Below are 12,679 nucleotides of genomic sequence, written 5' to 3'. Positions count from 1 at the left end.
CGCAACGCGTTACGACAAGCTTGCCAGAAACTTCTTATCTGCGGTCGCCTTGGCTACCCTCGTCGCGTTCTGGCTATGATTGAGTCTGAACCCTAAGGGCTTCGGACTGAGGGTGATGCCGTCCGGCTATAAATCCTGGATCGCGGAGTACCGGCCCTACGGCGGTGGGCGTGGCGTTGCATCCCGCCGAATGGTCTTACCGGCCCCGTGAATCGCAGTTCCGAGACGATCGGAAGAAATATTTCTGCAGCGTTGGGGTTGAAACGATGAACCAATAGGAGAAGGTTTAGTTGGAAGGCGGCTTCACGGAGTCGACACCGCCGCCAGTCGGGCTTCTCTGGTACCGCTTGGCGGCAGCGCTATCTGCCATAGCTTGGCGGGCGCTTGCTAGCGTTCGATCGGCCAAAATAGCTGGTCGGAGACTGAAAGTTCTGTGCTAAGGAGCCAAAGTTCTGCGCCGGAGGTAGTAAAAACAGGTACTTGCAAGGAATGCACAACCTGCGGAACAACGACGGGGAGCGGAGATAGGTCCTGAACAGATATGGTGTCGCCAAACGCATAGTTTGGTAACAAATACCCAAAAGTTGCCTCAAAATACCCAACGGTCCGCCTCTATGGCGGACCGTTTTGTGTTTCTACCGGAAACTTCATTTTGGACCCCTTCCAAATCGAAATTTATCGCCAAACCTAGCCCTGCAAAGTGATGGAAGCCAGCCATCAAAAAAACCAGCGGGTTCCCTGCTTGATTATTTGGACGAGTCCCAATCTTGGCTGGCGGAGCAACAGCCTGACAGCCACTGCAGCGGCACTTCCATGAAGCTGGGTGCCTTACTGTTCCGTAGCGAACTACAAGGCGACAATCCCAAAGACGTTAACAAACCCGCTCTTCCGGACTTGCCATTTCTCCGATTCGCCTGCCACCATAATTTACTTTCGCTGGCGCGGCCGTCCTCCCCTTGACCCGCGCTGATTTTTCTTTACCTAATGGGTTAAGGGTTTTCTGATGCTGATCGACTTTTTGACTACGAAGCTGGAAAAACTGTGTCTAAACGGCAAGGCTTTGGTGAAAGAGTTCGGAAAAGATGTCGGCAGCGCATTTCAGAATCGATATGCGTTCCTTGAAGCTGCGCCCTCCCTCGCAGACGTGCCGACCGAAAAGCCATTCCGTCGTCACCTTCTGGAAGGCGACCGAAAAGGCCAATGGTCAGTGGCCGTAAGGAACGGCGTCTGCATCTGTCTGGTACCGGATCACGATCCGGTGCCAATACTGGAGAACGGCGGCGTCGACCTCAAGAAGGTCACAAGAGTAAAGATCGTTTACGTAGGAGATTATCACTGATGGCAACCGCGACCAAGAAACCGGACTATATCGTTTCTCCGGGCGCGATCCTGGACGAAATTCTAGACGAACGCGGGATTACCAAACAAGCGTTCGCCGAACGATGCGGCCGAACGCCTAAGTTCGTCAGCGAGATCATCTCTGGAAAAGCCCCGCTAAGCGAGGAAACAGCGCTGCATTTCGGCAGGGTTCTCGACATGGAGCCGCAGGTCTGGGTGAATCTCGAGAGCAATTACCGCCTAAGATTGGCAGAGCGAGAAGAGGAGGAAAGGTTTGCTCGGCAGGCCTCCTGGGCGGAGAAATTTCCGGTCAGGGATATGGTCCGGTACCGGATGTTCGACGTTCCAAAGAGCCCCGCGGAAACAGTCCGTTGCATCTTGGATTTCTTCGGCGCAGCGTCGGTCGAAACTGTCGACGGCATGATCGCCAGCCGACAGGCTGCAGTCGCCTTCCGGCGATCTCAGTCGTTCGTCGGCCATCCGGAAGCTGTCTTGGCATGGCTTCACTGGGGAGAACGCATCGCCGCAGATATCGCGTGCTCGGAGTACGATCCCCAGAAATTCAAGGGTTGCCTGAAACAGGCCAGATCGCTGACCCTATCAGGTCCCGAGGAAATTCAGACCCGTCTAAGCCAGCTGTGCGCCGACGCAGGCGTTGCCCTCGTGTTCACACCGGAATTGCCGGGAACCAGGCTCAGCGGCGCTGCCAGATGGGCGGGAGACACCCCTATCATCCAGTTGAGCCTTCGGCACAAGTCTGACGATCACCTCTGGTTCACATTCTTCCATGAGGCAGGGCATATCCTGCTACACGGCAAGAAAGGACTTTTCATCGATGACGACAAGGGGGGGGTGGACGATCCCAGGGAAGCGGAGGCGAATGAATTCGCAGCGTCGAACCTCATTCCGAAGGCCATATGGAAGTCATTTGTCGCCAAGCGGCAATTCGATGAGGCTTCCATCCGAACGTTTTCCGTCGAATGCGGCATCTCCTCGGGGATCGTGGTTGGCCGCCTTCAGCACGAACAGTTGCTCAGCTACAAAACGGTGCTGAACAAGCTGAAGCAGCGCTACGAATGGCGTGCCTGAAATCAAAGCCTGCTGGAATTAACAGACAAACAGGCCAAAGGTTGTCAAAATAGTGCTTTCTAAGGGTCTGGCTTTGCATCCAGCACCAACGAACCACCGAGCTTTGGTGGACGCGGATACCTCGAATTGACAGTTCACTGTGGTGATCGGGCTTTGCAGATTTCAGCGCTGCGATGGAGCTCGATATGGAAGCATGTAGGCTCCTGACGGATTCAAAAAATTATCGGCTCCTTAGGAGCGCGAGTCTCAGAACTGCTCTCGGGCATCTGCTTGGCTTCTCGTTTGGCCTTCGCCTCCTTCACGGTATTCGTAACCCTTGCAATTGCAAAGGCTACGTAAGGATTCACCGCGGGTTTGCCCCCCCAAGTGTACCGTCTCCAAGCCCGGATTTTCAATCTTCCAAAGCGGCGTTTTCATCGCCGGTTGGCCACGGCCGGGCACCGGAATATGGTAACGCATACAAGTTTTGGTGCTCTTCCACGCGCCGCGAAGGTCATCCCTTGCATCCCTGTCCCTTCTACGCGATTGTATCCGGCGGGTAACTTGGGAGGGGTTCCTAATGGACGAAAGGTTCTACAACCGCGTCGGCGGCGACCGTATTTCATCGCGACAGATCGATGAATTGATCGGATTAGCCCGAGGCCTTGCGGCTGACGGTAGGCTCAATCAGGCCGAAGTAGAGTTTTTGCAAAAATGGCTGGCCGCAAATTTGGAGATTAGCGAACAACCGATCATTCATACTCTGTATCATCGGATCAACCAAATTCTGAATGACGGCGTTGTCGATGAGGACGAACATACCGAACTCATCGATACGCTGAATAGTTTTTCCAGCCATGATTTCGAGTTGGGCGAAGTTCTGAAATCTACGACGCTACCGCTCTGCAACCCGGCACCAAGCCCAGTGTTCAACGGTCGGCTGTATTGCTTTACCGGAACTTTCAACTACGGCCAGCGAAAACATTGTGAAGAAGCCGTGCGAGATCGAGGCGGTTTATCCGGAGGTCTTAGCCAGAAAACTGAGTTTCTCGTCATCGGCGCTTACGCAACGGACTCATGGAAACACTCTTAATTCGGGAACAAGATAATAAAAGCCTGCGAATGGCGGAGCGACGGCGTACCTATCTCGATCATTTCTGAAGAGCACTGGGCAAGCTACCTTTGACTCCGATCCGCAAACCGAAAGGCGCTCTGTCACATATCCCATGTTCTGCAGATCTCGCAGATAGGTTCTTTGGATCAGTATAGACAACCGATCGCGACATGCAGCGTGTTGACAGAAATATTCAACTAAGTGCCCATGATTTGGTGGGTCATCTATCCTGTAATCATTTGACTGTCCTTGATCTCCAGGTTGCTGATGGTCTCCTAGCAGGCCCTATACGTTGGGATGATCCACTTCTAGAAATTTTGCGCGAACGCGGCCGCAGGCATGAACAGGCATTTCTCGAACATTTGAGAGAAAACGGTTTCGCGCCAACCCTGATCGATGGCGTTGAAGTGAGTGACCAAACTGTCTCGCGCACCCTTGAGGCGATGCAAGCAGGGCAGCCGATTATTGTCCAAGCCGCCCTGCGTCATGGGTGCTGGGTTGGCCGCGCAGACGTACTACGACGTGTCGAGCAGGCCAGTGCACTTGGTGCCTGGTCTTACGAAGTGATTGACACGAAGCTCGCCCGGGAGACTAGAGGTGGCACGGTAATGCAGCTGTGCCTGTATGCTGAGCTTCTGGCGGCAATGCAGGGTACCCTACCTACCTACGTCTATGTGGTAGCACCTTGGTCAGATTTTGTTCCGCAGCGATTTCGCGTGGCCGACTATGCCGCATTCTTGCGCAAGGCGCGCCGGTCTGCGGAAGAGGCGACATCGTCGAGGTATCTGATAACTACCTACCCCGACCCCAAGGACCATTGCGATGTGTGCCGGTGGGAAGCCCAATGCGATATACGGCGACGCGCCGATGATCATCTCTGCCTAGTCGCGAACATCAGTAAAACGCAGATCACCGAATTTCAGGCAAACGGGATCATGACGGCGAAAGCCTTGGCGGAGATTCCACTGCCCCTACCCTGGAAACCACAGCGCGGCGCGCCCGCGAGCTATGCCAAGGCACGTAAGCAGGCGCGGATTCAGGTCGAGGCCCGCCAAGCGGGAGGGCTCCTCTATGAAGTCCTTGGCATTAAGTCGGGAAGCGGCCTATGCCTGCTGCCCGCTCCGTCTCCCGGCGATGTATTTTTCGACATCGAGGGTGATCCGTTCATCGGCGAAGGCGGTCTCGAATATCTGTTTGGCTATCGCTACTTGGACGATCGCGGCGTGGACTGTCTTGAGTCGAGATGGGCATTCGACCGCCCCGCAGAAAAAGTCCTTTTTGAAACCTTCATGGATTTCGTGACGGCCCGTCGCGCGCGGTTCCCGGATATGCACATCTACCATTATGCGCCCTATGAGCCCGCAGCGCTTAAACGTCTGATGGGTCGATATGCCTCGCGACAGACTGAGGTCGATAGTCTCCTGCGCGGAAAAACAATGGTGGATCTTTACGGCGTGGTCAGAAATGCGCTCCGCGCCAGTGTCGAAAGTTACTCAATCAAGAAGCTAGAGCCGTTCTATATGTTTGAGCGGTCCGTTCCTCTGAAGGAGGCCAACATCGCTTTAGCTTCACTCCAGGCAGGTCTTGAACTGGATGATGCGCCGTCTATTTCAGAAGACGCGAAAGCGACAGTGGCCGCTTATAACGACGACGATTGCCGCTCGACCGAAGCGCTGCGCGACTGGCTTGAGACAATTCGCGTTAACGAAATAGCCAAAGGTTTGGCTATCGACCGCCCGCCCCAAGGGCAAGAGGGACCGACCGACGAAATTGCAGAACACGAAACTCGCGTTACCGAGCTTATCAATCAGTTGACGCGCGATGTACCCATTGATCTGAAGGAACGCACGTCAGAGCACCAGGCGCGCTGGATTCTGGCGTATTCGCTCGACTGGCATCGGCGCGAAGATAAAGCGGTCTGGTGGGAATATTTCCGGTTAGCTGAATTGACGTCCGATGAACTTCTGGATGAAAAGTCGGGTCTCAGCGACCTTCAATTTGTCGAGACGATCGAACGAAGCGCTAGAGGCATTCCGACTGATCGTTATCGCTTTGCGCCGCAGGACACGGAAATCCGCGCTGGGGACGATTTACGCGCTGAAGGCGGGGAAAATTTTGGCCAGGTACTGGCCATTTCGCAAGATAATCGCACCATCAACGTTAAGAAGAACGGCAAGTCTTCCGATCTTCATCCGCAAGGGGTCTTTGAACACACTCATATTCCCAGCAAGGAACAGCAGGCCTCACTGTTGCGTCTCGGAACATACGTGGCCGAACATGGTGTAGCCGGCGAAGGTCCCTACCAGGCCGCACGTGATCTCCTACTGCGGTATCCGCCTCGTCTCGGGGGCATTCCATTGCATAAAGGGGGCGAGACGACGCTGGAGAACGCGCTTCGAATTGCTTCAGCGCTTGAGGGCGGCGTGTTGCCGATACAAGGACCACCTGGAACTGGTAAATCCTTCACCGGCGCTCACATGATCTGTCGGTTACTAGCGGAAGGTAAGCGCGTAGGTATTACTGCCAACAGTCACAAGGTAATTCGCAATCTGATCGACAAGGTCGTCGAAGAGGGACGCAAAGCGGGGCAAGTCATAAGAGCCGGACAAAAACTCTCATCGAAGGAGGAAGATGGCGAGCATGTCCGGGTAATTACTGACAACACCAAGGCGATCACCGCGATTACATCGGGCGACGTTCAGTTGCTGGGCGGTACCGCATTTTTCTGGGCCCGGGAAGATGCGGCAGAGGCCGTGGACGTATTGTTCGTGGATGAGGCCGCACAAATGTCATTGGCCAATGTGCTGGCCGTCTCCCAAGCCGCACAGCAGTTGGTGATGCTGGGTGATCCGCAGCAGCTCGATCAGCCGACGCAAGGCTCTCATCCGGATGGCGTCGGAGTCTCTGCCCTCGACCATATATTGAACGGCAAGCAGACAATCGCACCTGACCAAGGATTGTTTCTCGAACAGACCTGGCGGCTCCATCCGTCCATCACAGCTTTTAATTCCGAACTGTTCTATGAGAGTAAGTTGGCGTCTCAGCCCAATTGCAGCCGCCAATCAACCACCTCGATAGGGCCGTTTTCTGGCACTGGCCTGCGCTATGTGCCGGTACTGCATTCCGGCAACCAATCGAGTTCGATCGAGGAAGCTGAAGCGGTGACGTGGATTGTCGATCAATTACTGAATTCACAGACGCAGTGGACCGATCGCGAAGGCGTCGTCCGCCAGCTCACAATGAAAGACATTACCATCATTGCACCCTACAACGCGCAGGTTTTCGAGATTCAACAGCGTATTCCCGATGCACATGTTGGTACGGTGGACAAGTTCCAGGGCCAAGAAGCGCCGATCGCTATCTATTCAATGGCCACTTCGAGTTATGCGGATGCGCCGCGCGGAATGGAGTTTCTGTATAGCTCGAACCGATTAAACGTCGCAATTTCGCGAGCCAAGTGCATGGCGATCTTGGTCGCTTCACCTCAGTTATTCGAAGCAGAGTGCAAGACTCCCCGGCAAATGCAATTGGCTAACGCATTTTGCCGCTATCTGGAAATGTCGGAGACGATCGCGCTATAAAGTTGCGGTATTCTACTTAGTTGCCTCGACCGACATTGGAATGGCTAGAGCGACAAAGCTGTTATCCATTGGCAACAGCTTCCACCCTCGCCTTAACCAACATTCCGTCGCGGCGCTCAAGCTTCCCCGTGTCTACAAGCGGGCCGATAGTACCTAAAATGGCCGCTCTCAGTTGAGCGCTGGTGGATTTGAATCCCAGCAGTCTTGCAATGGTGAGCACGACCTCTTCGTCGCTTGCACCGAGATTTGATTCCACGACCCGCAAGACTCCTGCGGCAAGTTCCTCCGGCGCAATCATTTCCGGTTTACGCAGTCCCGTCGACGAGACATCACGGCGGTCGCGCAGCTCCATCTCGCTGTCAGGCAAGAGTAAGAACTCTCCCGATCTGCGAACACGGCCTTCTTGGACTGCAAATCGAATCCCCGCATCTACGGCTGTATTGATGCGGTCGCCAGCTCGTTGCAAACCCCACGCGTCGCGCAGTCGCGCGACGACCTCGCCGCGGTGTATGGGGGACTCGACACTGACAACCTGGGCTACCAGCCCGGCCATTACCCCGATCGGCGTCTCATGTAGTTCATACATACCAGAACGGGATAAGGTCGCCTCGACGTAGGTTTGTCCAGACAATCCGTCATCTGCAACATCAAAGAGGCCGACCTCGGTCACATCTCCGCGGTCAAAGGTAACGATTTCGACGGGAACAGCCTTGTTTCTCAAATGGCTGAGTTCCATCCGCTCATCAAGTTCCGCTTTTGCGGCCTCAATGGCAGAAATTGTCAGTTCAAGCTGCTCCTTTGGGCGTTGGAACCAGTCTGCGCTCCATATCCGGTGGATGATCCAGCCGTGATCTTCGAGAACGGCCTGCCTGAGCCTGTCACGGTCACGAGCTGATCTCGCGGAATGGTATGAGGCACCGTCGCATTCGAGGCCGATGAGATAACGCCCAGGTCTCTCTGGATCGGCAATTGCAAGATCAATAAAGAAGCCGGCAATCCCGACTTGCGGATGGACTTGGTACCCTCGGTCCTGCAACGCAGTCGCGACCTGCTCCTCGAAGGCACTGTCGAGCTCTCGTCCGCTGATTTTGGGAGCCGAAAGCCGCCCGGTGCGCGCGTAGTGCAGGAACAGCTTGAAGGCAAAAATACCTTTTCCCTTACCGCGCTCGGTATCGATATCCTCGTCGGTGATCGATGCGAATACCTCGCAGCGGCGCTTAGCTCGGCTAATAAGCACGTTGAGACGCCGCTCACCGCCCTCCGCTCCCAAGGGGCCAAAACGCATTGCCATATAGCCCTGGGCGTTCTTCGCATAACCGACCGAGATCATTATCACGTCGCGCTCGTCGCCCTGGACGTTCTCGAGGTTCTTGATGAAAAATGGCTCGCTGGGATGAGCGTGGAAAAACTCCTCGGTATCCGGATTGAGCCTTCGGAGGATTTCAACCTCGTCTTGGATCGCCCGGCGCTGCGAGACAGAGAACGTCGCAACCCCGAGAGACATCCCTGGGTATGTCTTGGCATGCCGCAGAATGGCTTCTGCTACGGTCCTAGCCTCGACCGCGTTCGTCGATGTCCCCCCGCTGTCGAAAACACCGTCCGGGACATGATGGAACCGGAGTCCCATGCCTGCCTCCTGGGTGTAGGGGCTGGGCACGATAAACAGCCTGTTCTCGTAAAACTGAGCATTCGAGACCGCTATGAGGGACTGGTGCCGGCTGCGATAATGCCAGCGCAGCATTCGCTGAGGCAGCCCACGAGCCGTGAACAGGCCGAGGATGCTTTCGATGTCCGTAACCTGGGCTCCCTCTGCTTCATCGTCGTCTTCCTGGCTGCCTGTCATCTTCGCGAAGAACTTGGTCGGTGGCAGCTGGCGTTCGTCGCCGACGACAACCACCTGTTTGGTGCGCGCGATCGCTCCAAGCGCATCGACAGGCTGGATTTGGCTGGCCTCATCCATAACAAGCAGATCAAAGTTCATTCGTCCGGGCGTCAGAAATTGCGCTACGGACAGCGGGCTCATCATCATCACGGGCTTGAGTGCCTGGATGGCGGGACCCGCCTTCTGGAAGAGCGATCTGATGGGCATATGCCCTCGCCTTCTAGCCATTTCTCCTTTGAGGATACCCACCGGGCCTACGCCGCCATCACGGGAAGGAATCCTGCGATGATGCGCGCGCACGACCTCCAGACTCGCCGCTCTGATGCGCTCACGGTCAAGATTCGCAAACTCTCTGACCATCCGACCATGAAGAGTGCCGTCAAATCTTGCCAGTTCAGGTTGCTTCGATGCCATTTCGTCGAGCATCGCCTCATGATAGGCGATCTCGAAGGATCGGCTTGCGGCACCGGTTGCCAATCGTCCATCAGAAAGGCTGTCGATGAACTCTGACATGCCTTCAGATCGAGCTTTGTCGGCACGCTCACGATAGGCAACCCATTTCGAAAGCTGCTCGGTATTTGATAGCCAGCCAGCGAATGTCCGTATCGCATCATCCATCGGCACTTGCTCGAAAGCGGCGATACCGAAGAGCGACATAGCATCGGTCTTGAGCGTCGACGAGATTTCGTCGAAAGGATTGGATAGCCCGGCCGCATCAGTATGCGCGCTATGCGCTTGCCGTACCACGGCTCCGCGGTCTGGCAGGACTGCAACTACGCGCCGGAGTCTGCCATTGGCGGTGATCCAGGCCGCGCCTTTGGCCAAAGTAGGCCAATCCGACTTGGTCTTTTTCCATTGGCTGCCAAACGCCTCATGCGCGATTGCGTCGCCCTCGGCGACCTTGAGGGCCAGTGCCTGCATAGCCTCGATGCGATGGACGAGTTCCAACCGCTCCGGCAGAACGGCAGGTACCGAACGCATGACTTTCGAACAAAGCGCATCAACGTTCGCCAGGGCATTGGCGAAGGCCTCCACACGGGTGAGTGCAGCTCTGTCCGCAGATGCCGTTTCGTCAACCGATGCCCCCGCAGTGGTGCCCAGTTGGTCCCAAAGACGGGATGCAGCAGGACGAACCCGTTCTAGTAGTTCCCGCACACGTCGCGCACGTGCACTCACCTCACCCCGCTCAGCCAAGCGCCCAGCGATCAAACGCGGTTCGGCACCCAGCCCTCGCAGAGTTCTCATCCACTCCACCAGCGCCAGCAGCGGGGCCGACACCGACCGTTCGCCTCTCCAGTCGGCACCAAATGCCGATCGTCCAAAGGCGTCACCTTCCTTGATCCTTCTGGCAGCCGCCTGTCCTTTCATGAGCTGGTCGAGCAGCTCGACGGCGGCGGTTCCGGCGATGTTTTGATCCTTTATTAGTGATCGTCCCAGCGCCCTTGCCCGACGATACTCTCCACTAAGGGATTTGAAGACACCCGTGTGGGTCGCGAGTGCTTGCCTCGTCGAGGCAACGTCCGTCGTCCAAGCAACATCAGAAAGTCGATCTCCGATATTCGCCCGCGCTTCTTCCAGGACCGCGACTGCTTCAGCCAGATCGCCAGCCTGCTCCACACCAGAGTCCCACACAGTGGCGGCAAAAGCTTCAGGACTGGCATCGGGTGCGCTTCCGACACGCTCTCCGGTGGCAGTAAGGCGCTCCAGATCGAAGAGGGTTCCGCTACTCGCGTTTGAACCAAGCTCTGCCCGGAGCCGCTCTGCTTCCAATTTCAACGCAGGAAGGAGCGTTGCCAGTTCACGGGCCGCGTCAAATGCTTCTGACGACATAGAAGACGGAAGGCGTGCCAGCAGTTTTCCTACGCTCTCCAACGATGTCGTCAGCGCGCTCTCGGTGATGAACGGATCGAGCTCAGAATTAAGATCTGAAAATGCTGAACCTGCCTCCAGCGTAGACGCTATTCGCTCACTATCCGTGTTCCAGACGTTCGAAGAAAGCGCGGACGGTTCGAAGTCAGGTGCCTGTGAGACCAGATCGGCGACCATGAGAATGGCGTGGGAGTCAGAAGGCGTGGTTGGTACCTGTTCTATCCCAAGCGTTCTCGCAAGCTCAAGCAGTTCAGTTTTCAATGCCTCGGTGCGAGTACGCAGTTCGGCGATTTTCGGCACAAGACGCTCAATTGTGGTTGGCAGCACCACATCTAGGCCGACACCGTTCCAAGGATGTCGAATGGGCAGTCCAATGTCCTCGATACGCTGAACTACCTCTGACAGCAGCCGTCGACGCATCTCCAATCCGTCTGGACTCCACGAGGCAGGTTTTTCCAAGCGAAGTTCGACGGGCTGCTGGCCTTGTTGACGCAAGCGGGACAGCTGTCCAAAGACCTGGTATGGCGTCAACTCTGACGGAGAATGTGCCTCATGCATCCGGTCGGCATGATCATTAAGAACATCCCTGGTTTCGAGCAGCTTCGCGGTAAGTGATGTTGGGAATTCTCCGCGTGGGGAGCCGAGTTCCCAAGTCCTCCTAAGTTCTTCGAGCAAGGCCCGTTTATTGGTCTTGTTGCTGTGCAACTCGAGGCACGCATCGCCGACGCCAGCTTGGTCAAGCCTGCGTTTAACGACGTCTAGAGCCGCCATTTTCTCCGCAACGAACAAAACCGTCTTTCCGTCAGCTACAGCAGAAGCAATGACGTTCGCAATCGTTTGCGATTTACCGGTTCCTGGGGGCCCCTGGATGACGAGGTTTCGGCCTTGGCGAACGTCATGCACCGCAAGCGTCTGCGAACTGTCGCTATCGACGATGTGGAGCATTTCTGAGGGTGGAATATGTACATCAATAGACAGGTCGTCAGGTAGCAAGGAATCCTGATTTTCGAACCCATCCGAAAGAAGCGATCGAATTGTCTGCTGCTCGGTAATGCGAGTGTCCTGAGGCCAGTTCTCAGGATCGAGGTCCCGGTACATCAGGAATTTCGCGAACGAGAAAAACCCAAGAACGATATCATCCGCGTTGACTGCCCAGTCGGGTTTCATGGACACCGCGTCCGCTACGGCGGAGAAGTATGTCGTGGGATCAAAATCCTCACTGTCCTCGAAAGCGGGAAGCTTGAGCGCGTGCACCCTGTCCAGATAGGCTTCGAGCGAGAGATTAGCTGTCTGATCCTCCGAACGCGCGCGCAGGCGGAACTTGTCGCCTGCCGTTCCACGCTCGAGCATGACTGGGACCAGGATCAGAGGCGCGTAGCGGACATTCTCCTTGTTGTTAGGATCAATCCATTTGAGCGTTCCCAACGCCAGGAACAAGATGTTGACGCCCTGCTCCTCTTCAAGTGTGCGCGCGTCGTAATAAAGGTCAAGCAGCCGCTTTTGTAGGCCACTCGGGGTCATCCGGGTTTGGAACTTCGTATCGGCATGACGTCGCAATATGCCGCGCTCGTCCTCCTCAGTGTCTTCCGGAAGAGCGAGGTAGACGGGTGGCAGATCCTCGTCCGACGTAGCTTCGTCGCCCTTTGTTTGATCCGGCCTGCCTGCCAGGAAGGTGAAGGCCTTCTGCTCGTAGACCAATAGCCGATAGATCTCCGAAGATTTCTCGTCAACTATGTCGATTGTCTTAGCGCTCTTGGAAAATCGCGGAACGTTGAGAAGGCGATTTCTTGCCGAAAGGTCCAGAAGTTCCATTCGGGCCCGCTCAAG

General features: G+C 55.8%; 5 protein-coding genes and 1 pseudogene. 5 read left to right on the top strand and 1 reads right to left on the bottom strand.

From position 1 onward, the window contains the following. From BM413_RS32710 to BM413_RS24815, 5 genes and pseudogenes are all read left to right on the top strand, one after another. Nucleotides 1-79: pseudogene (locus BM413_RS32710) on the top strand (IS5/IS1182 family transposase); the annotation flags it as partial. Nucleotides 80-1,003: 924 nt separating this feature from the next. Continuing rightward, nucleotides 1,004-1,339, top strand: coding sequence for a type II toxin-antitoxin system RelE/ParE family toxin (locus BM413_RS24830; RefSeq protein ID WP_091917531.1), 336 nt, complete (start codon nucleotides 1,004-1,006; stop codon nucleotides 1,337-1,339). Continuing rightward, complete coding sequence (locus BM413_RS24825; RefSeq protein WP_091917530.1) at nucleotides 1,339-2,427, top strand: HigA family addiction module antitoxin; 1,089 nt, start codon at nucleotides 1,339-1,341, stop codon at nucleotides 2,425-2,427. Before BM413_RS24830 ends, BM413_RS24825 begins: the two co-directional genes overlap by 1 nt. A gap of 559 nt (nucleotides 2,428-2,986) precedes the next feature. Further along, nucleotides 2,987-3,499, top strand: coding sequence for a BRCT domain-containing protein (locus tag BM413_RS24820; RefSeq protein ID WP_210188970.1), 513 nt, complete (start codon nucleotides 2,987-2,989; stop codon nucleotides 3,497-3,499). 191 nt (nucleotides 3,500-3,690) lie between these two features. Next, on the top strand, nucleotides 3,691-7,101 hold the full coding sequence (locus tag BM413_RS24815) for a TM0106 family RecB-like putative nuclease (protein ID WP_091917529.1): 3,411 nt from the start codon (nucleotides 3,691-3,693) through the stop codon (nucleotides 7,099-7,101). A 61-nt stretch (nucleotides 7,102-7,162) separates the two neighbouring features. On the opposite strand, the gene BM413_RS24810 is transcribed toward BM413_RS24815, so the two are convergent. Next, complete coding sequence (locus tag BM413_RS24810; protein ID WP_091917542.1) at nucleotides 7,163-12,664, bottom strand: DUF3320 domain-containing protein; 5,502 nt, start codon at nucleotides 12,662-12,664, stop codon at nucleotides 7,163-7,165. Between the last annotated feature and the right edge of the window lie 15 nt (nucleotides 12,665-12,679).

This window comes from Mesorhizobium sp. YR577 (genome assembly GCF_900116595.1).
Classification (GTDB): domain Bacteria; phylum Pseudomonadota; class Alphaproteobacteria; order Rhizobiales; family Rhizobiaceae; genus Mesorhizobium_M.
This window is presented reverse-complemented; position numbering and strand designations above follow the sequence as displayed.

Coding starts and splice junctions, on each gene's coding strand:
- BM413_RS24830 (WP_091917531.1), top strand. CDS start 1,004: ATGCTGATCGACTTTTTGACTACGAAGCTGGAAAAACTGTGTCTAAAC.
- BM413_RS24825 (WP_091917530.1), top strand. CDS start 1,339: ATGGCAACCGCGACCAAGAAACCGGACTATATCGTTTCTCCGGGCGCG.
- BM413_RS24820 (WP_210188970.1), top strand. CDS start 2,987: ATGGACGAAAGGTTCTACAACCGCGTCGGCGGCGACCGTATTTCATCG.
- BM413_RS24815 (WP_091917529.1), top strand. CDS start 3,691: ATGCAGCGTGTTGACAGAAATATTCAACTAAGTGCCCATGATTTGGTG.
- BM413_RS24810 (WP_091917542.1), bottom strand. CDS start 12,664: ATGGAACTTCTGGACCTTTCGGCAAGAAATCGCCTTCTCAACGTTCCG.